General features: G+C 71.0%; 20 protein-coding genes. 16 read left to right on the plus strand and 4 right to left on the minus strand.

Annotated elements, in window-relative coordinates:
• Positions 1-9 precede the first annotated feature (9 nt).
• The gene (locus WCD58_RS20705) at positions 10-537 is read left to right on the plus strand and encodes a flavin reductase family protein (RefSeq protein ID WP_337704959.1); all 528 of its coding nucleotides are present in this window, start codon (positions 10-12) and stop codon (positions 535-537) included.
• Positions 538-577: 40 nt separating this feature from the next.
• Positions 578-1,522 (plus strand): 3,4-dihydroxy-2-butanone-4-phosphate synthase, encoded by a 945-nt coding sequence (locus WCD58_RS20710; protein ID WP_337704960.1) that lies wholly within the window; start codon positions 578-580, stop codon positions 1,520-1,522.
• A gap of 451 nt (positions 1,523-1,973) precedes the next feature.
• Here WCD58_RS20710 and WCD58_RS20715 read toward each other — a convergent pair whose 3' ends face one another.
• Positions 1,974-2,933 (minus strand): GlxA family transcriptional regulator, encoded by a 960-nt coding sequence (locus WCD58_RS20715; RefSeq protein ID WP_337704961.1) that lies wholly within the window; start codon positions 2,931-2,933, stop codon positions 1,974-1,976.
• On the opposite strand from WCD58_RS20715, the gene WCD58_RS20720 reads away from it, so the two are divergent.
• Positions 2,932-3,423, plus strand: coding sequence for a pyridoxamine 5'-phosphate oxidase family protein (locus WCD58_RS20720; protein ID WP_337704962.1), 492 nt, complete (start codon positions 2,932-2,934; stop codon positions 3,421-3,423). The two genes, WCD58_RS20715 and WCD58_RS20720, sit on opposite strands and share 2 nt — an antisense overlap.
• Positions 3,420-3,767 (plus strand): carboxymuconolactone decarboxylase family protein, encoded by a 348-nt coding sequence (locus tag WCD58_RS20725; RefSeq protein WP_337704963.1) that lies wholly within the window; start codon positions 3,420-3,422, stop codon positions 3,765-3,767. Before WCD58_RS20720 ends, WCD58_RS20725 begins: the two co-directional genes overlap by 4 nt.
• Before the next feature lie 271 nt (positions 3,768-4,038).
• On the opposite strand, the gene WCD58_RS20730 is transcribed toward WCD58_RS20725, so the two are convergent.
• Together WCD58_RS20730 and WCD58_RS20735 are read right to left on the minus strand one after the other, a co-directional pair.
• Complete coding sequence (locus tag WCD58_RS20730) at positions 4,039-4,188, minus strand: hypothetical protein (protein WP_337704964.1); 150 nt, start codon at positions 4,186-4,188, stop codon at positions 4,039-4,041.
• A 4-nt stretch (positions 4,189-4,192) separates the two neighbouring features.
• Entirely contained in the window at positions 4,193-4,504 is a 312-nt protein-coding gene (locus WCD58_RS20735; protein WP_373696257.1) for a DUF6247 family protein, read from the minus strand.
• Positions 4,505-5,163: 659 nt separating this feature from the next.
• On the opposite strand from WCD58_RS20735, the gene WCD58_RS20740 reads away from it, so the two are divergent.
• Positions 5,164-5,850 (plus strand): hypothetical protein, encoded by a 687-nt coding sequence (locus WCD58_RS20740; protein WP_337704965.1) that lies wholly within the window; start codon positions 5,164-5,166, stop codon positions 5,848-5,850.
• Positions 5,851-6,332: 482 nt separating this feature from the next.
• On the opposite strand, the gene WCD58_RS20745 is transcribed toward WCD58_RS20740, so the two are convergent.
• Positions 6,333-7,313, minus strand: coding sequence for a helix-turn-helix transcriptional regulator (locus WCD58_RS20745; RefSeq protein WP_337704966.1), 981 nt, complete (start codon positions 7,311-7,313; stop codon positions 6,333-6,335).
• A gap of 275 nt (positions 7,314-7,588) precedes the next feature.
• On the opposite strand from WCD58_RS20745, the gene WCD58_RS20750 reads away from it, so the two are divergent.
• From WCD58_RS20750 to WCD58_RS20800, 11 genes are all read left to right on the plus strand, one after another.
• Positions 7,589-8,581, plus strand: a complete 993-nt coding sequence (locus WCD58_RS20750) for a helix-turn-helix transcriptional regulator (protein WP_337704967.1) — start codon at positions 7,589-7,591, stop codon at positions 8,579-8,581.
• A 182-nt stretch (positions 8,582-8,763) separates the two neighbouring features.
• Complete coding sequence (locus WCD58_RS20755; protein ID WP_337704968.1) at positions 8,764-9,576, plus strand: hypothetical protein; 813 nt, start codon at positions 8,764-8,766, stop codon at positions 9,574-9,576.
• 406 nt (positions 9,577-9,982) lie between these two features.
• Positions 9,983-11,941: an oxidoreductase gene (locus tag WCD58_RS20760; RefSeq protein ID WP_337705207.1), complete on the plus strand. Its 1,959-nt coding sequence runs from the start codon at positions 9,983-9,985 to the stop codon at positions 11,939-11,941.
• A gap of 28 nt (positions 11,942-11,969) precedes the next feature.
• A complete protein-coding gene (locus tag WCD58_RS20765; protein ID WP_337704969.1) occupies positions 11,970-12,902 on the plus strand; it encodes an MBL fold metallo-hydrolase in 933 nt (310 codons plus the stop codon).
• 3 nt (positions 12,903-12,905) lie between these two features.
• Positions 12,906-14,123 carry an acetyl-CoA C-acetyltransferase gene (locus WCD58_RS20770; RefSeq protein ID WP_337704970.1) on the plus strand — a complete coding sequence of 406 codons (1,218 nt, stop codon included), beginning with the start codon at positions 12,906-12,908 and terminating at the stop codon, positions 14,121-14,123.
• Positions 14,120-15,889: an acyl-CoA dehydrogenase gene (locus tag WCD58_RS20775; RefSeq protein WP_337704971.1), complete on the plus strand. Its 1,770-nt coding sequence runs from the start codon at positions 14,120-14,122 to the stop codon at positions 15,887-15,889. The genes WCD58_RS20770 and WCD58_RS20775 overlap by 4 nt, the downstream gene beginning before the upstream one ends.
• Before the next feature lie 14 nt (positions 15,890-15,903).
• Positions 15,904-17,313 (plus strand): phenylacetate--CoA ligase family protein, encoded by a 1,410-nt coding sequence (locus tag WCD58_RS20780; protein ID WP_337704972.1) that lies wholly within the window; start codon positions 15,904-15,906, stop codon positions 17,311-17,313.
• Positions 17,314-17,345: 32 nt separating this feature from the next.
• A complete protein-coding gene (locus tag WCD58_RS20785) occupies positions 17,346-18,095 on the plus strand; it encodes an SDR family NAD(P)-dependent oxidoreductase (RefSeq protein WP_337705208.1) in 750 nt (249 codons plus the stop codon).
• A 37-nt stretch (positions 18,096-18,132) separates the two neighbouring features.
• Entirely contained in the window at positions 18,133-18,546 is a 414-nt protein-coding gene (locus tag WCD58_RS20790) for a VOC family protein (protein ID WP_337704973.1), read from the plus strand.
• Between the two features lie 17 nt (positions 18,547-18,563).
• Entirely contained in the window at positions 18,564-19,274 is a 711-nt protein-coding gene (locus WCD58_RS20795; RefSeq protein WP_337704974.1) for a TetR/AcrR family transcriptional regulator, read from the plus strand.
• 68 nt (positions 19,275-19,342) lie between these two features.
• Complete coding sequence (locus WCD58_RS20800) at positions 19,343-20,110, plus strand: IclR family transcriptional regulator (RefSeq protein ID WP_337704975.1); 768 nt, start codon at positions 19,343-19,345, stop codon at positions 20,108-20,110.
• Positions 20,111-20,118: the final 8 nt, after the last annotated feature.

The raw sequence follows: 20,118 nt of genomic DNA on the forward strand, positions 1-20,118 counted from the left end.
CCGCCCGCTATGGCTGACCGCAACCCAGGAGCCGACGGCCCCCCGCCCGCGGGCCCCAGCGCGGGACCGCTGGACGCGTCGGGACTGCGCCTGGTGCTCGGTGCTCACCCCGAAGGGGTCGTCGCCCTCGCTGCCGTGGTGAACGGTGCCCTCGAGGGCATCGCGGTCAGCACCTTCACCCCCGTGAGCCTGGAACCCGCCCTGGTCTCGGTCTGCGTGGCACACACCTCGACGACGTGGCCACGACTGCGCACCGCGGCGCATCTCGGGATCAGCGTGCTCGCCGAGGACCACGCACAGCTGGGACGCCGGCTCGCATCCACCGGCCAGGACCGGTTCGTCGGAACCTCAGTCACCGTTGGGGCCTCCGGGGCCGTCCTCATCGACGGGGCCTGCGCCTGGTTCGACTGCTCGGTCGACGACGAGATCACTGCCGGTGACCACCTCATCGTCGTGCTCGCCGTGCTGGAGGTACACCATCGTCCCGACGTCCGTCCCCTGGTCTTCCACCGCAGCGGCTTCGCCCGCCTCGCCTGACCCGAACAGCGGTCCCGTCCTCTCCCCCGCGTGCCGCGCCTTGCGGGCCGCGAACCCGGTGATCCTCGAAGTACCAGAGGGGGCCGGTTCCGCGGCGTTCCTCGTCTGCTGGGCCGGTCACGGGAATTCCGAGCTGCTGGGCTACACCGCCCGCGTCGCGGGCGGGCCGTCGTTCCTCGCCGCGTCCCCGGCCACCGCCCAGGCCACCACGGTGCTGGCGGCGAACCACATCCCCGTCGCCTGCACCATCGCCGAGCGCGCCGAGATCATCACCAGTCTGGCCGGCCGCCCGGGCTTCGATGCCGACACGGCCCGCCGCGCCGGCATCCCGGTGGTGGTCGCCGCCGCCCAGGGGACGCTGGGTGCCGCGCCGGGGATCGCCGAGTTCGCGGTCGACCTGGTCCAGGCGGCTGGACTGGGCCAGCTCGCCCTGGTCACCGAGATCGTCCTGGACGACGGCACCGGACCCCACGGCCTGGACGGTCTCGCCACACAGCGCGCCCTCTTCCGCGTTACCGGCCAGGAGATCATCGCCGAGCGACTGCGCACAGAAGGTCTCGCCGTCCGCGGGCCCGAAGTCGTCCTCCCGACCGACCACGGCCTCGTTCTCGCCACCGGCTACCGCGACACCCACTCGGGCGCCGAGCACCTCGTACTCCGAGGCCCGGCCACCGAGCGGTCCGCCCGACCCGTCGTCCACGTGCACCGAGAATGCCCGACAGGCGACGTCTTCAGCTCCTTGAGCTGTTCGTGCCGGTCGGAGCTGGACACTGCGCTGGCCGACATCGCCGGTTCCGGAAGCGGCATCGTGGTGTACCTGCGCGGCAAACCCGATCGGCCGCTCCACCACGGCCCCCACCTCGACGACCGCCAAGCCCACCTCGTCGCCTTCATGATCCAGGACCTCTCGCTACACCGCATCCACCTCCACCACGGCGACACCCAGCAACGGGCCGCCCTCAGCAGTCGCGGCATCGGGTGCTGACCACCTCCGGCCCGGCGAGCCGGCCATGACCCTGCGACGGCCGAATTGCCCTGATCACTGTCCCCTCGCGCAAATCCAGGCCTCTGTTCGATCCACTCGCCTCCACAGCGGCTCTTCGATGATGTCGTACACGTAGACGGCATCCAGAGTCCCTCGACGAAGAACTGTGTCGCCTGCTCGAGGTCGGCAACGGTGACCCCGACATGGTCGATACCGCGGACAGCGACGCCTTCTCCTCACAGCAGCGTCATTGAAACCGTCCCGCCGACGCCCGGTCGTACCCGAGGCGGAGGCGGCGCACTCATCATGACGACGATGCGACTGTCGCCGCCATCCACTCAATGGCGAGAAGGAATGCTCCCGTTCTTCCCGCTGTGTGAGCTCGGCGGGCGACAGACCCTGCGTGCCGTCTGGCCCGGAATCGGGCATGGAGCCGTGGCTACCGCTGTCCTCAACCGTGGAAGTTGCGCCGATAGGCCGATGGCGACACCTGCATCACCGCGCGCATGTGCAGGCGCATCGCCGCCGAACTTCCGAAGCCGCATCGCGCGGCGACCATGTCGACGCCCAGCTCGGTCGTCTCGAGCAGCTCGCGTGCCCGCTCGAGACGGCGTGCGAGGAGCCACTGCGTGGGCGAGGTCCCGGTCTCCTCCCGGAAGCGGCGCGACAGGGTGCGGGTGCTGATCCCTTCCCGTTCGGCCAGGTCACGCAAGTTGAGCGGCTTGTCAAGATGCTCGAGCGCCCAGCTCCGCGCGCGAGCCGTCCCCGCGACGCCGTCCTCCGCCACGGGACGCGCGGTGAGCTGTGCCTCGTCGGCCTGGCGGTGCGGCGGCATCACCACGCGACGAGACACGACACCGCCCACCGCAGCGCCATGGTCGCTTCGCACCATGTGCAAGCACATGTCCGCCACCGAGGCCACCCCGGCAGAAGTGAGGATATTTCCGTCTACGGTGTAAAGCACCTCGGGGCGCACCCGCACGGTTGGGAAACGCTCGCGGAACGCCGCCACTCGAGCCCAATGAGTGGTGGCGTCCCGGCCGTCGAGCAGCCCGGCCGCGGCCAAGAGGAATGCGGCGGTACAGATGGAGGCCAGGCGCGTGCCAGGTCGGACGCGGCGCAGGGCCGCTGTCATCGCGCTCTGTTCGGCATCCGAGACTCTCACCGCGTCGTGATCGGTCGAGGCCACGATGACCGTGGACACCTCGGAGAGCAGTTCCGGTCCACGCTCGACTTCGAGGGAGAAGTCCCCGTCCGTGCGGACCGAGCCCGCCTCGAGAGCGCACGTCGTCACATCGTAGAACGGTCGACCCTCGGCGTCGCAGGCCTCGCCGAACACGCGATGCACGACTCCCAGTTCCATGGCCAGAACGCCGTCTCGAACCAGGACCGCGACCCGATGCTGCTCCATGGCTCGATCCTTCCACTCCGTGTCCCTGCGACGGCTCGTGTCGAGCAGAACAACGGCCGACACTGCCCTCGTGCTTCCCCCCTCGGCCCGAGAACTCATCCTCAGCGGGACAGCCCTCGCCCACATGACGACCTTGAACCCCGACGGCTCACCCCAGATGAGCGTCGTCTGGGCGGGCCTGGACGGCGACCGCATCGTCACCGGGCACTTCGGCCGCTACCGCAAGATCACCAACCTTCTCCGGGATCCACGGATCGCCCTGTCATTCGCCGGCCCCACGCCGCTGCCCAACGGAATGCACCCCAACCTCATCGTCTACGGAGACGCCGAGATCAGCGACGGTGGCGCCGCCGAGCTGGTCGGACGTTTAGGCAAGGCCTACATCGCCCCGGACTTCGACTACCCCATGCCGCCTGGACCGCCGCCCGGTCATGTGATCACCACGACCGTGCGCCGCATCGCCGGTGTCGGCCCCTGGATGGACGCATGAGCGCCCGAGCGCCGGGACCCGGGCGTCGCACCATCGGCGACATCACCCCGAAGCTCGCCGAGCTCACCGACGACGTGCTCTACGCCGACGTCTGGGAACGTCCCGGCCTGAGCAAGCGCGACCGCAGCCTCGTCACCGTGGCCGCACTCGTCGCGCTCTACCGCGCCGACGAGCTGAACCTGCACCTCGGGCTGGCCCTCGACAACGGCGTCACCGCCGACGAGCTCACAGAACTCATCACCCATCTGGCTTTCTACACCGGCTGGCCGTGCTCGGTGACCGCAGCCAAGCAACTGCGCGCCATCCTGGCTGATCGCCCACAGAACGAGACCCTCCGACCCTGAACGGCCCCGGCCCCGACAACGTCCGGGTGAGCACGAGCGAAGATCGACGCCTCGTGGCGGGCGAGAAACGAGCCAGAGACCGACCTTTCGAGGGCGACCTCCCTCGACCCCAGGGTCGGCAGCAGGACCCGCACGCAGGGGCGAGACAGCGAGCACGCAGGCTCGCGGCTCCGCCCGGCCAAGGGCCCCTCCTCGATCTGCTCGAGCGGAGGGGCCCTTCCCGTTGGTCCTCCCGACGTCGTTCAGCCCGAATGGGCGGCTGCAGGTGATCTCACGGGGGTGCCCCGGCGGGGACCGCACGGTTCGAGCGTGTGTGTCGCTTCTCGAGCGCGGCCCGCAGCTCGAGCACCATCGCCGACACCTCGGCGGGGAGCTGCTCGAGCGCCGCGGACACCTCGTCGTCGACGTGGACGACGTACACCGGCTCAGATGCCGGTGTGCGACCGAGTCACCGACAGCGGCTCGTCCTCGGGTCGCGGCGCCCCGGTGTGCAGCTCGGCCGCTCGGCGCGCGACGCGCCGGAACACTTCCGGCTCGGACTGCAGCACCGCAAGGCGACGCCAGTGCTCGAGCACGGTGAACAGCTCGGTCAGATCTCGGCTGGCGCCCGCCCGGGTCAGCGCCTGCTCGTAGTCAGCATCGAAGCCGGCCTGGTCCTCGGGCAGCAGCGCCGACCGGATCGCTCCTGGCGACGCTCCCTTCCGCAGCGGGTGCCCACGGGCCGGCTCGTCGTCCACCGAGTACATCGCCGTCACGAACTCGACGGTAACGGCTCGACCCGGACCCGGCGAGCAGCTGAAGCCGAGCCGCACGAGTGTTTGCGGTACCCGGGCGTGCGCGCTTCGGGTACCGCTTACGCCACGCTATCGCTCTACACGACACTCAACCGAACATGATCGAGACCGGCGAGCACTGTCACTGACCAGCACGAACGCTCACACACGTCACGGCCGACGACGTGACTCTCGTCCACTGGGTTCGGGTTCGAGTCCCTGACGGCGCACTCTTTTCGCTGGCCACGCTCTGCGGAGCGATCTTCCACGGTGACCCCCTCTCCTCTCGGGCACGCTAACTCCTGCGCGCACCCCGCCAGCGGTCGTTCGAAGATCGCCATGGCCTGCGTCGCTGATCGTGTCGGGCCGGAGGTCCGCGGATGGGACCGACTCCGGGTGATCGGATTGGTCGGATGCTGCTCCTGGACGCCGAGAGAGTTCCTCGGTGGGCGCCGAGGCGGGGCACGTGCCGGGCTGTTTCGCTTTCCGACCCTGTGGCGGAAGGAGCTTCGTCGAGAGTGCTGCCGGAGCGGGTCCGGGCGCGTACTCCTGGATTCCTCCACCGCGACCCGCCCGAGAACGAACCTCCTGTTTCCTCGGTGGAGCTGACCGCGAGGACGGCGATGATCGGGACGAGGTCCGGCGAGGACGCGCTGGCGTCGGCGCTGCGGGAGCTGGCAGCAAGACGCAGCGTCCGCCACGCGCACCGGACCCTCGCCGAGGCGGCGGCGGTGGTCGCGACCGTCCCTCACGGTGACGGCCGGGTGCGAGCCGCGCCCAACCTCGACGCCACGGCCCCTGACGTCGTCGACGCCGAGGCCCACCAGATCGTGGGACCGTTCGGGGTGCGGGGCGCGATCCTGCCCCACGGCAGTGAGCACGCCGGTCACGGACAACGGGCCGTCGGCAGCCGTCTCGTCGGCCAGGCCGAGGGAACCCCCCTGGAACGCTCCATCATCGACGATGACGAGGCCTTCCACCGGACGCTGAAGCGCTCCCCGCAGGAGACCGAGTCGAGCTCGTCGACGTCGCCGCGCGGCTTCGCATCGAGAACGCTCGACGGGCGCGCCCAGGAGCTGAGCGCCTGGCACGACGAACTCGGCGAGCGCCGCGCCGCCGCGGTTCGCTCACCCGAGCAACGTCAGACCACCCTGGACTCGGTGCGCCGCTGCGCGGCCGCCTCGCACGACGCGGCGGCCCTCGCCCGGAGACTCAAGGACGATGCCCGCGCCCGCTTCGCGCGTGTCCGCCGGCGAGCAGGGGAGCTCGCGGGCCCTCCCGCAGCGCCCCTCGCCGGGGCGACGCGGTGACCGCGGCGACGCCAGGTCGGGCGGTGCTCGTCTCCCGGAGATCGACCCGCCGTCGACTCCTCCGAGCCTCGTCTCGAGAGACCTCGCCGGCCCGTCCGCCGCTCCCGTGACCACGATGGCGTGACGGGTCCGACGGTGACGCAAGGCCGTCGACGACGCCCCGGCGCGCCGGCTCGCACGAGACCGTGCCGTGACATCCGCGACCGAGCGCGCCCACGCCGCCATCGAGCACCTCGACCTCGCCCGAGACCACTCACCGACGCCGGCGAAGCCACGAGGCGCACCACCAGAGCTGCCAGCGCTCTCCACCCTCGGGCCGGGGACGCCCCTCGGACCCACGACGGCGACGCCGCGTGAGGACCAGCCGCACGGGACGCCTCCAGCCGGATGTGTCCGGTCAGGACGAGCCCGCTCGGTCCGCCACGTCCGCCGAGGCAGCTCCAGCACGAACGCTCGAGACACCGATGGGCACGACATCGCGGTCAGCGGCGCAGGGTGTCGCTGGGTGAGCGGCCGTAGGTCCGGCGGTAGTCGACGGCGAAGCGTCCGGGGTTGGCGAAGCCCCATTGGGCGGCGATCGCGCCGACGGTGTCCCCGAGCGTGGGGTCGGCGGCCTGCAGGTCGCGGTGGGCCCCGTCCATGCGCACCCGCCGTAGGTAGGCCAGCGGGGTCTGGTCCCGGTGCTTGCGGAAGGCGGCCTGCAGGCCCCGCGGTCCGAGCCGCGCCGCTTCGGCGATCTCGGTGATCCCGATGTCCTCGCCGGCGTGGGTGTCCATGAACTCGGTCGCGCGCCGCACCGCCGCGGGCTCACCGTCGTCCGGGCTGCGCAGCTGCTCGCGGTGGGTCGAGTTCGGGAACACCAGCAGCGCGGCCGTCGCGAGTTGGCGGAATGTCTCGGCCAGCAGCAGCGGCGGCGGGTCGAATCCCTCGGCGAGCACGTTGTCGTTGACGTACGCGGTCAGGGCGGCCCAGTACCGGCCCAGCTCGGGCGCGACGGGCGCGACGCCGGCGAAGACGACCCCGTCGGCGGGCAGTCCGCTCATCCCGGCGCCCAACCGCGCCACACCGGCCGCGTCCAGGGTGGTCAGCCGCAGGTCGAGGCCCTCCCACTCCGCGGTGAACGGCGACCAGGTCGGGGTCAGCATGACCGGCGTCGAGACGGTCCGGCGCTCGCAGGAGATGCTCAGCGGCATGTGGTTGAGCGGCTGGTTGATGATGAGGAGTCCGGTCGACGGGGCCGAACGTCCCGAGAACTCAGCTGAGAAGCCCATTCGGTCGACGCTGAACGAGCCTGCGGTCGTCGTGCTCCGTGCGAACACGAAATCGGTGAGGTCGCCCGACAACCGCGGGGTGTGGTCGGTGTAGGCGGTCCGCATCAGCTCGTGGGCTTCGTCGGGTCTCGTCGTCGACCAGACCTCCCGGCGCACGCCCGGCGGGAACCGCGCGGACGGCGTCGCCGTCACCGGATGCTCCCCGCACGCACCACCGGGGGCAGAGGCACGTCGATCACAGGACACCTCCACCACCAGGCAGACCTGGGACTCGCGCTGGCCGACGAGCGAAGTCGCTGCTCGCCGAGGCGCACCGTAGCCCCGGCGCGCCCGCGTTGTCGTCCCTTGCTGCGGCGTCCCCACGCTCAGCGCCCCTGGCGCCGACCACCCCCATCGATGGACACTGCACGAACTGCCTGGCCCATCACGGTCAAGCGGCACCACGTCGGTGTCGAAAGGAGGTCGCGATGCCCGAGCCTGAGTTCGCCCCGGCCGACGGCGTCGCACCGCGACGGTCACAGTTCGCCACGACCGACCCGGACGAGGCCCAGGAGTTCATCGACCAGATGTACAGCGCCCGGCCACCCAAGGTGGGGAACCTGTCGCTGTCCGCGCCGGTGGCGATCTCTCAAGTCAGCGCGGGCGGGCTCAGCTACGTGGACTTCACCATGCCCCCGGACGTGACCCTGCACCTCGACGGCACCGACGACCTGTCGGTCACCACGCTCATCGCCGGGGGCACTCACGCCGAGCTCGGCAAGGACACCGAGCGCTACACCCGCGGGGACGCGTTCCTGGGCAGCTTCCCGCGCGGGGACTACCTGGTCCGGTGCGTCGATTTCCGAGCCGGGATCCTGACCGTGCCGGCCGCCGCGTTGGCCCGATCGGTCGCGGCACTGCCCGACCGCAACCCCGCACCGTTGCGCTTCGACTCGCTGGCCCCGAGCTCCCCACGCGCCGCCGCGCAGTGGAAACGCGCCGCCGCCTTCGCGCGCGAGGTCCTCGACGACGACCAGACCGCCGCGAGCCCGCTCGTGCTCGGCAGCACCGCCCGGCTGCTGGCCGCGACCGCGCTGGCGGTGTTCCCCAACAACCTGCTGCCCGAGCACGGCGTCACCGGCGACCAGAGAGCCACCCCGGACACGGTGCGTCGGGCCGAGGAGTTCATCCACGCCCATGCGCACACCGACATCGACCTGACCGATCTCGCCGCCACGTGCCACGTCACGCCCCGCGCCCTGCAGTACGCCTTCGCGCGCCATCACGACATGTCGCCGATGCAGTACCTGCGTCGCGTCCGGCTCTTCCGCGCTCATCAGGATCTCCTCGACGCCGACCCCACCAGCGGCACCACGGTGACGACCGTCGCCGCCCGGTGGGGCTTCGCCCACCCGGGCCGCTTCGCCACCGCCTACCGCCGGACGTTCGGGGAGCCTCCGAGCAGCACGCTGCGCAGCTGACGCCTCGTTTCGTTTCCCGGCTCGCGCTCCCGGCACGTGTTCGGTCCACGTGCTGCCCGGCGACGGCACCACCGACGACGATCGGCGTACATCCGGGGAAACCGGAGACAGGACCGCCGATCCGCGCGCCGAGCCCGTCGGAGCGGGTGTCGCCGCCCCGTGCCAGTCCGGAGGACCACACGATGCTCGATCCGGGTGGCATGGCGCCGACTCCGTGCATCGCGGTGGACCGCTACACCGGCAACGACCGCGACGAGATCGAGCGTTTCCTCACGGAGACCTACGGCGTCACGTCCCTGCATCACCCCCGACGGGGCGACGAGGTGTGGTTCGAGCACACGACCGTCGCCACCGGCGATGTCGCTCTCAACCGCCTGACCAGCACCCTCCCGTTCGCGACGACGACCGGACCGCTCCGGCAAGTGATCGTGGTGAGCCCACGCGGCGGCACCCTGACCTGGACCACCAACCGCCACGGCGAGGTGCGGGTCGCCGATCGAGGTGTCGCGCTCGCTCCGGTCGGGGAGGACTTCGGTTGCGTCGTCGAGCCCTGCGAGATCGACGTTGTCGCGCTCGATGCGCCACGGCTGGCCGACTACGCCGCCCACCACTGCGGCATCGCCCCCGGCACCCTCGAGTTCACCGCGCTGCGTCCCCTCTCGCCTGCCCTGGCACGCCACTGGCTGAACATCGTCACCCACGTCCACGACGACGTGCTCGCCAACCCCTGGGCCGCTGCCCAGCCGATCCTGCGCGACCAGGCCTTCTGCGCCCTGGCCGCCGCCCTGCTCTCCACGTTCCCCAACACCGCCCTGGACCACGTGACCGACCCCGACACACCTCGGATCACGAGCGAGGTCTCGCCGACGACGCTGTCCCGGATCCTCGACGACCTCGAGACGCACGAGCCCGGCATGGTCGCCGCGCTCAGCGGACTGCCCGTCCATGAGGTCCTCGATGAACTCCGCCGCCGCACCCGGCCCCACACCGCATAGGCGGCGACTCGTCGGGCGAGCCCAGGTGCTGATGAACCCCTGAGGTGTGGGTCGCCGGCGTGTCCGAGGTCGCATCCGCTCTGCCGGAGCACGTCGTCACAGCTCACGGGCCGCGACGCACGTCGACTCCGCCCATCGCATCCCGGTTCGACGTGACGTCCTGACCGCTGGACACCGGGACCGGGGACGGGACTCCTCGACGACCGAGACGCAGTTCGCCCGGCTCGAGCAACGACCGTCGGGAACGAGGCGGCTCTTGACACACCCACTCCGGCCTCCCTAGATTCCGTCGAGTTACCGCACGGTCGAGTTTCCAACCACTTGGTAAGATCGGCGGTCACCTCAGTCACCACTCTCGATCCTGAGGAGCGCGACGATGCGCGCACACGATGCTCTGTGGCAGCCGATGCAGATCGGTCCCGTCTCGCTCAAGAATCGAGTCGTCGTGACTCCGCACGCCTTGGCGTACGGTCGCGACAACATCATGACCCAGCAGAGCGTCGACTATTACGAGGAGCGCGCGAAGGGCGGCGCGGGGCTGATCCTCACCGAGGCCCAGGTCGTCCACCCGTCGAGTCGCGGCATGATGCTCCGGACGCTGCAGAGCTGGCCGACCGAGGTGATCCCGGTCTACGAGCGGGTGGCGAAGGCCGTCCACCGCCACGGCGCACGGGTGTTCGTCGACCTCTCGCACTTCGGGGCCGAGGACAACAACACGATGCACCTCGACAACTGGCGGGCGCTGTGGAGCGCCTCGGGGCTCCCGTCCGCGATGTTCGGCGAGATCCCGCGCCCCATGTCCGAGAGCGACATCGCGGAATTGGTCGACGGATTCGCCCGGAGCGCACGGAACGCCGAGGTCGCCGGCATGGACGGCGCGGAGATCCATGCGGCCCACGGATACCTGCTGTGCAGTTTCCTCTCCCCGCTCACCAATCGGCGGACCGACGCCTACGGCGGTTCCACCGAGAACCGCTGTCGCCTGGTGATCGAGTGCGCGCGGGCCGTGCGGGCCGCGGTCGGGCCGTCGTTCGCCGTAGGCGTGCGCCTGTCCCTCGACGAGTTCGTCGCGGGTGGGATCGACCCGGACGAAGGCGAGCGCGTCCTCCGGACCCTCGACGCCGCCGGGCTCTTCGACTACTTCAGTGTCAGCGGCGGGAGTTCGACGACGTTCCACTACACCGTCTCGCCGATGAGTGTCGCCGGGACGCCACTGGTGGACCTGGCGGCACGGGCCAAGACGATCGTCGACAAGCCCGTGATCACCGCCAACGGCATCGCCGACCTGGACACCGCCACCGGCATCATCGAGCGCGGCGACGCCGACCTCGTCGCGATGACCCGCGCGCACATCGCCGACCCACACCTCGTCACGAAGGCCCTGACCGGACGCGAGGACGAGATCCGGCACTGCGTCGCCGGCAACCAGGGCTGCTTCTCGCGGATGGCCAAGGGCTGGTCGCTGACGTGCACCCAGAACCCGTCCGCGGGACGCGAGGCGGAGCTGGGGCTCGGGACACTGCAACCCGCCGTCGACCCCCGCACGGTCGTGGTCGTCGGCGGCGGACCGGCCGGGATGCGCGCCGCCGAGACCGCCGCCTCCCGGGGCCACCGCGTCGTGCTCCTCGAGCGCAGCGACCGGCTCGGCGGCCAGATCCGCTACGCGGCGCAGCTCCCGACACGCGGACGCTGGGCGACCATGGTCACCGACATGGAGCGCACGCTCGACAAGTTCAAGGTCGACGTCCGGCTCGCGACGACGGCGTCGGTGGAGACCGTCGCGGCGGAGGACCCCGACCACGTCGTCGTCGCGACCGGCTCGTCCTGGCGCACCGACGGCTACCTGGCCGCCGTCGGCAACCACGGTGGCATCCCCGGCCTCGAGCACACCGTGACGCTCGACCCGATCACCGCCATCGTCGACCCCGACCGTGCGGGGCAGCGGGTCCTGATCATCGACGACACCGGCGAGTACCTCGCCCTCGGACTCGCGGAGAAGCTCGCGGGCGAGGGCCGCAGCGTCGAGATCGTCAGCACGCGCATGGTCATCGGCGACAACACGCTGATGAACCTCGACGTCGCGCACGTCTATCCGCGCCTGCACGCGGCGGGGGTCGTCCTCAGCCCGCAGCACGCGGTCTTCGCGGTCACCCCGCAGGGCGCGGTGGTCGGGCGCATCTGGGACGGGGCGCAGCGCGTCGTCGAGGTCGACTCGATCGTCACCGTCGCGATGCGCGACCCCGAGGAGTCCCTGGTCGAGGACCTCCGCGCGCGCTGGCCCATCACCCAGATCGGCGACTGCGTCGCGCCCCGCCGGGTCGACGAGGCCATCTACGAGGGCGAGATGGCCGGCCGCGGGGTCTGATCTCCCACCAACCTGCGAGGAGGCACCCGTGCCCACATGGAAGATCGGCGACATCACGGTCAGCCAGATCCTCGAGATGCCCCTCGAACCGGGCGAGCTCGACGGGCTGATCGAGGAGGCCACACCCGACGCCGTCCGGGCGATCGAGTGGCTGCACCCGCACTACGCGAACGAGGCCGGCCAGACCCTCTGGAGCCTGCACGCCTTCGTCGTCGAGACGCCGGAGGCCCGCGTCCTGGTCGACGCCGGGTGCGGCAACCACAAGAACCTGCCGCTGATCCCGAACTGGGGCGGTCTGCACAATCCGTTCCTCGAGAGGCTCGCCGACGCCGGCTACCGGCCCGAGGACATCGACTACGTCCTGGCCACCCACCTGCACCTCGACCACGTCGGCTGGAACACCGTGCTCGACGACGGCCTCTGGCGACCGACGTTCCCGAACGCCCGCTACACCTACGTGCGCGACGAGTTCGACTACCACCGCGGGCTGGCCGAGGGCGAGTCCACGACCTCGGACCTCTCGCACGCGGTCGTCTACGAGGGCGCGAACCCCGACATCCACGTGCAGACCCGGCTCGTGTTCGCCGAGTCCATCCAGCCGTGCCTGGACGCCGGCCTCGTCGACCTGGTCGAATCCGACCACGAGGTCACCCCCGGGGTGCGCTACGCCTCGACACCCGGTCACACCAAGGCCCACCACAGCGTGCGGCTGGAGTCCGGCGGCGAGGTCGGCGTCGTCACCGGCGACTTCATCCACCATCCGATCCAGCTGGCGCGCCCGGCGTGGAGCTCCCGCGGGGACTGGGACCGCGAGCTGTCCGCGACGAGCCGCACCTCCTTCCTGGAGTCGGCGGCGGGCACGGAGACGCTGGTCCTCGGCACCCATTTCAGCGGTCCTGCCGGCGGCCACGTCGTTCCCGACGGCGAGGCGTTCCGCTTCGCGCCGATCCAGGGGAGCTGACCCGTGCCCGACGCAGTCATCGTGTCCGCGGCCCGCTCGCCGATCGGGCGCGCCGTGAAGGGCTCGCTCGCGGACATGCGTCCCGACGACCTGACGGCCCAGATGGTCCGGGCGGCCCTCGACCGCGTCCCCGAACTCGACGCGGCGCAGGTCGACGACCTGATGCTCGGATGTGGCAACCCCGGCGGGGAGCAGGGCTTCAACATGGCCCGGATCGTCGCCGTCGCGCTCGGCCACGACCACCTGCCCGGCACCACCGTCACCCGGTACTGCGCCTCGTCGCTGCAGACGACGCGGATGGCGTTCCACGCGATCAAGGCCGGCGAGGGGCACGCGTTCGTCTCGGCCGGCGTCGAGACCGTGTCCCGCTTCGGGAACGGCACCTCCGACTCCCTGCCGGGCACGCAGAACCCCCGGTTCGACGAGGCGCAGGAGCGCACCGTCCGGCAGGCCGAGGAGAACCCGCCCTGGACCGATCCGCGCGAGGCGGGTCTGCTGCCCGACGCCTACATCTCCATGGGGCAGACGGCGGAGAACGTCGCGTCGCACACCGGGATCGGGCGCGACGAGCAGGACCGGTGGGCCGTGCGCTCGCAGAACCGCGCCGAGGAGGCGATCGCGCGCGACCACTTCGCCCGTGAGATCACCCCGGTGACGACGCCGGACGGGCGGACGGTCACCACCGACGACGGCCCGCGGGCCGGGACCACGCTGGAGAAGGTCGCCGCCCTGAAGCCGGTGTTCCGGGTCGACGGGACGGTGACGGCCGGCAACTCGTGCCCGCTCAACGACGGCGCCGCGGCCCTGGTCGTCATGTCCGACTCCCGGGCGCGGGAGCTCGGTGTCCGGCCGCTGGCCAGGATCGTCTCGACCGCGGTCTCCGGTCTGTCACCCGAGATCATGGGTCTCGGCCCGGTCGAGGCGTCCCGCCGGGCCCTCGCGCTGGCCGGCATGGCCGTCGACGACGTCGACCTCGTCGAGATCAACGAGGCGTTCGCCGTGCAGGTGCTGGGCTCCGCGCGGGCGCTCGGGATCGACGAGGACAAGCTCAACGTCTCCGGCGGCGCCATCGCCCTCGGCCACCCGTTCGGCATGACGGGGGCCCGGATCACGGCATCGCTGCTCAACAACCTCGACGCCCACGACGGCGAGGTCGGCCTCGAGACGATGTGCGTGGGCGGCGGCCAGGGCATGGCCATGGTGATCGAGCGGCTCCGATGACCACCGTGATGAACCGGCGGGACCTGGAGTTCCTGCTCTTCGAGTGGCTCGACGTCGCGTCGCTGACCGAGAGCCCCCACTTCGCCGAGCACTCCCCGGAGACGTTCACCGCCCTGCTCGAGCTGAGCGAGGACCTGGCCGAGACCTACTTCGCCCCGCACAACCGCCTCGGCGACACCGACGAACCGCGCATCGCCGACGACGGGACGGTGACGCTGCCGGCCGAGACCGGCGCCGCACTCGCGGCGTTCGCCAAGGCCGACCTCCTCGCGGCCCAGTTCGACGGGTCCGTCGGCGGGATGCAACTCCCGCTGTCGGTCTTCCAGGCCTGCATGGCCTTCTTCCAGGCGGCCAACACCGCGACGACCGGCTACGCGTTCCTGACGATCGCCGCGGCCAACCTCCTCTGCGCGCACGGCAGCCCGGAGCAGGTCGACGCCTGGGTGCGGCCGATGCTGACCGGCGAGACGTTCGGGACGATGTGCCTGAGCGAGCCGGAGGCCGGATCGTCCCTGGCCGACGTCACCACCCGTGCGACGCGCAGCGCGGACGGCTCGTACCGCGTCGTCGGGACCAAGATGTGGATCTCCGCCGGGGACCACGAGCTCGGGAACATCGTCCACCTCGTCCTGGCCCGGACCCCGGGGGCGCCGGCCGGGGTCAAGGGCCTGTCGCTGGTCGCGGTGCCCAAGTACCTGCCGGACGGACGCCGCAACGACGTCGTCCTGATGTCCCTCAACCACAAGACGGGCACGCGGGGCACGACCAACGCGGTGCTCGCCTTCGGCGACGGGACCCACGCGCCGACGCCCGAGCCCGGCGCCGTCGGCTACCTCGTCGGCGAGGAGCGTCGGGGCCTGGCCCAGATGTTCCACATGATGAACGAGGCGCGCATCGGCGTCGGGCTCGTCGCGGCCGCCGTGGGGCAGGCGGGCTACCGGAAGGCCCTCGAGTACGCGACCGTGCGCACGCAGGGCCGGTCACTCACGAACCGGGACCCGGCGTCACCACCGGTCCCCCTGACCGACCACCCCGATGTCCGCCGGATGCTGCTGGCGCAGAAGGCCTACGTCGAGGGCGGCCTCGCGCTCGTGCTGCGGTGCGCGATGCTGGTCGACCGGCTCCGGGTCGTCGAGGACGACCAGCAGCGACGCCGCCTCGGCCTGCTCCTCGACCTCCTCACACCGATCGCGAAGAGCTGGCCGTCGCAGTGGTGCCTCGAGGCGAACTCCCTCGCGATCCAGGTCCACGGCGGCTACGGCTACAGCCGTGACTTCGACGTGGAGCAGCACTGGCGCGACGACCGCCTCAACCCGATCCACGAGGGCACTCACGGCATCCAGGCCCTCGATCTCCTCGGGCGCAAGGTGACGGCCGACGGCGCCTTCGCCGAACTGACCGCCGCGATCCGCGCGACCGTCGCCGCGGCGGAACGGCTCGACGACCTGCAGGAGTACGCCGAGGCCCTCGACGACGTGCTCATGCACCTGGGCCACGTCACGTCCCTGATCACCGAGCCCGAGCACGCCACCGGCGGCCTGGCCAACGCCGCGCTCTACCTCGAGGCCGCGGGGCACGTCGTCGTCGCCTGGATCTGGCTGGAGCTGGTCGTCGCCGCGCACGGACAGGAGGGCCGGTTCTACGACGGCAAGCGGGCCGCCGCGCAGTACTTCTTCCGCCACGAGCTGCCGAAGGTGTCCGCACCGCTCGACCTGCTCGCGAGCCACGACCGCACCGCGCTGGACCTCGATCCGCGCTGCCTGTGAACCAGGAGCCCGACGTGACCTCACGACCGATCCCCTACTACTGGTCCAGCATCGACTGGCCGCGCTTCGTCGAGGACTATCCGCCGCCTCCCCTGTTCACCGGGACGATGGCCTCGCGGTCCGACGACGAGCTCCGCGACCTGCAGGAACGGCGCTTCCTGGCCCGCGTGCAGGAGGCGTGGGAGGTCCCGTTCTACCGGGACCGGTGGAGCGCCGCCGGCCTGGAGCCCGGCGACGTCCGCGGGCTGGAGGACATCGCGCGGATCCCGACGTTCACCAGCGAGGACCTCAAGGCGAGCATCGCCGACGAGCCGCCGTTCGGGTCGCACCAGAACTTCGCCCTGAAGGCCATGGCCACCCCGCTGAAGATTCAGTCCAGCGGCGGCACGTCCGGTCTTCCCCGCCCCACCCTGTTCGACCCGGTGTCGTGGGAGGTGCAGGCGATCCAGTTCGCGCGTGCGTTCGTCGCGCAGGGCGCGGAAGTAGGCGACATCCTGCAGATCACGCTGACCAACAGCCTCGCGAACACGGCGTGGTGCTCATCGACCGCGGCGCTGAACTGGTGCGGCCTGGTCCCGCTCACGACCGGCTCCGGCGCGGTGACGCCGTCGGTCAGGCAGCTCGAGCTGGCCCGGGAGTGGGGCACCGCAGGCTGGGTCGCCTTCGGCGAGTACATGAAGATCCTGGCCGAGACCGCGGTCCGCGAGGGCATCGACCTCACCACGGACCTGCGGACCCGCTTCATCCACACCTACCTCGGGGTCGACGAGGAAGGCCATCTCCGCAAGCTCCTCTCCGAGGCCTGGGGCGCGGAGGTCTTCGACAACTACGGCACCCACGAGGTCGGGCTCCTCGGGTTCGAGTGCGCGGCCCACGACGGCCTGCACGTCAACGACGACACCGCGATCCTCGAGGTAGCCGATCGCGACACCGGCGACATCCTCGACGTCGGCCGACCAGGCAACCTCGTCGTGACCAGCCTGCACCGGTCGGTCCCGCCGGTCATCCGCTACGACCTGAAGGACCTGATGCGGACCGGGCACCGCGAGACCTGCGGCTGCGGTCTCCGCACGTCCAAGCTCTCCGGGTTCCTGGGTCGATCCGACGAGATGGTCAAGCTGCGCGCCACCAGCGTCTATCCGCGCTCGGCGCAGGACGTCGTCGCGGGAGACGCCCGGACCACCGGCGAGTTCCTCTGCGTCGTCGAGACCGTCGGCGAGGGTCTCGCGTCCCGGGAACGGATGCGCGTGCAGATCGAGCGCGCCACGCCGGCGGACCAGGACCTCCAGGCCGACATGGCGAGGCTGCTGCACGCGGCCTTCGGAGTCGCCGTCGACGTCGAGATCGTCCCCCCGGGCTCTCTCGCTCCGCAGACCGGGCTCGGCGGCGAGGGCAAGGTCAAGCGCCTGCTGGACCTGCGGTGAGCGTGCTGCCCGACGCCGCCCGGCCGGAGGCGATGTTCCGCCTCGACGGTCGCGTCGCCCTCGTCACCGGTGCGTCCTCCGGACTCGGGGTCGCGTTCGCGCGTCACCTCGCCGCCGCCGGCGCCCGTGTCGCTGTGGCCGCCCGACGGACCGCGATGCTCGAACGGACGGTGGCCGCCGTCGAGGAGGCCGGCGGTACCGCGGTGGCGGTGACCACCGACGTGCGGGACCCCGAGCAGTGCCGACTCGCCGTCGAGGGCGCCCGTGAAGCCCTGGGCGGGCTCGACGTCCTGGTCAACAACGCCGGGATCGGGAGCGCCGTCCCCGCCACCCGCGAGACGCCCGACGAATTCCGCTCGGTGGTCGACCTCAACCTGCACGGGGCCTACTGGATGGCGCAGGCGTGCGCGCGGGTGATGGAGCCCGGGAGCTCGGTCATCAACATCTCGAGCGTGCTGGGCCTGACCACCGCGGGACTCCCGCAGGCCGCGTACAGCGCGAGCAAGGCCGGACTGATCGGGCTCACCCGCGACCTGGCCCAGCAGTGGGGGCCGCGCAAGGGCATCCGCGTCAACGCCATCGCGCCCGGGTTCGTCGAGACCGAGATGACCGAGCAGTACCACCCCGACTACGTCGCCGGCGTCATCCGGCCCCGGCTGCTCGTGGGCCGGTTCGGGTCGCCGGACGAGATCGCGGCGGTCGGCGCGTGGCTGGCGTCGCCGGCCGCCGGCTACGTCACCGGCCAGACGATCGTCGTCGACGGCGGCATGTCGATCACCTGAGCGCACCGTTCACCCGACCTGTTCTGAGGAGCACCAGATGCAGTTCAACGGTATCCACGGCATCAACATCGCCGTCCGGGACCTCGACCAGTGGACGAAGCGGTTCGAGGAAGTGTTCGAGGTGGAGAGCGAACCGGTCGACGAATCCGGATTCGCGTTCCCCGGCCTGCGCGGCTCGTCGTTCGACCTCGGCGGCTTCCACCTCAATCTCATCGCCAGCGACACCGAATCGACCTCGGTCGGCCGGTTCCTCGATCGACGCGGGGAAGGGGTCTTCCTCGTCTCGGTCGGCGTGCAGGACGTCGACGTCGCCACACGGGAACTGCGCAACACCGGACTGGCACCGCTCCTCGAGGAGCCCGCCCGTGGGGAAGGGCACGCCGGTGTAAACTTCACCCACCCGCGGGACATGGCCGGAGTCCAACTCGAATTCATCGAGGTACCTCGCTGATGCCCAGAAGCACGATCATGCAGGACGAGCTGACCCGGACCGCGACCAGGCTGTTCCAGGCTCGCGGGATCCGCGCCGTCTCGCTGCAGGACATCGCCGACGAGGTGGGCGTCACGAAGGCCGCCCTCTACCACTACTTCGCCAACCGCGACGACCTGCTCCGGCACGTCTTCGGCGACTGGATCAAGCGAGACATCGCGAAGCTGGATGCCGTCACCTCCATCCCCGGCAGCGCGCGGGAGAGGCTGCACGGCTACGTCCGGCACCACATCGCGTGTCTCACAGAGAGCATCGAGCTCTACAGCGTGTCGTTCAGCTCCGAGGCCGAGCTCCCCCCAGAAGTGCGCTCCGAGTTCCGGAAGTTCAAACGGGAAAGCGATCTCGTCGTCCAGGACATCATCCGCGAGGGCGTGCGCAACGGAGAATTCGTCGACAGCGACGAGCACACCACGGTGTTCGCCATCGACGGGATGTGCAACTGGCTGTGGAAATGGTACAAGGCGTCGGGCCCGATGAGTCCCGATCAGATCGCCGACCAGTTCGCCGACCTCATCCTCTACGGCCTCGCGACCCGCGACTCCCAGGCGACCGAAGGCCCGGCCGGGCGAAGCCGTGACGAGATGCTCCGATACCACGCCCGGGCCATCCGTTTCCATTCCGAGCGACTCGAGGCCCTCACCGGCGACGAGGCCCACGATGAGGACTTCCCGACCCACGTGACCGACTAGGCACCCTTTCTCCCTGGTCACAGCCCCGTGCGTGCATCCCACGCCTCCGTGGGAGTAAGTTTCACAATGTGAGCAGCACTGACGACGTGTCGGACGTCGTGGACGGTCGGATCCGCGGGGCCGAGACCGCCCGGCGGACCCTGCGCCTGCTCGAGGCGCTGGCCGCCCATCAACCGGTCCGGCTCGACGATCTGGCCGAAGCGGTCGGGCTGAACAAGTCGACGGTGTACCGGCTGGTGCGTGTCCTGCAGGAGGAGGGCTACACCGAGCGGCTGTCGCAGGGTGGCTACCAGCTCGGGGCCGCCGTGACGGCGCTGGCGGCGCGCACGGCGATGCCCGCGGCCACGCTGGACGCGATGCGCCCGGCGCTGCAGGAGCTGGCCGAGAGCACGGCCGAGACCGTGACGGTCCATCGCCGGGTCGGCGACACCGCGGTGCTCCGCCTCGGGGTCGAGAGCGAGCAGCACGTCCTGCGGCAGGTCGTGCGGGTCGGTGAGACCACCCCCCTGACCCGGGGGTGCGCCGGCCTGGCGATCCTCGCGTCGCTCCCGGACGACGACCGGGAAGGGGTCATCGAGCGCGCGGACGGGTCGGAGGCCCGGGAGCGGCTGGGCGAGGCGTTCGTCGACGGCGTCGCCCTCTCGCGCGGAGCCAACCACCCGGGTGTCCTCGGTATCGCCGTGGCCGTGCCGCCGGGGGACCGGACCCGCGGTGCGGCGCTGAGCGTCACCGTGTCGGGTCCCGAGAGCCGGTGGACGAAGGAGCGTGCGCTGCAGCACGCCGGGCAGCTCCGCAGCTGCGCCGCGCGACTCGCCCACCTCGCTCCCAGCGCGTAGGAGTCGGG

The organism is Actinomycetospora flava (assembly GCF_037400335.1).
Classification (GTDB): Bacteria; Actinomycetota; Actinomycetes; order Mycobacteriales; family Pseudonocardiaceae; genus Actinomycetospora; species Actinomycetospora flava.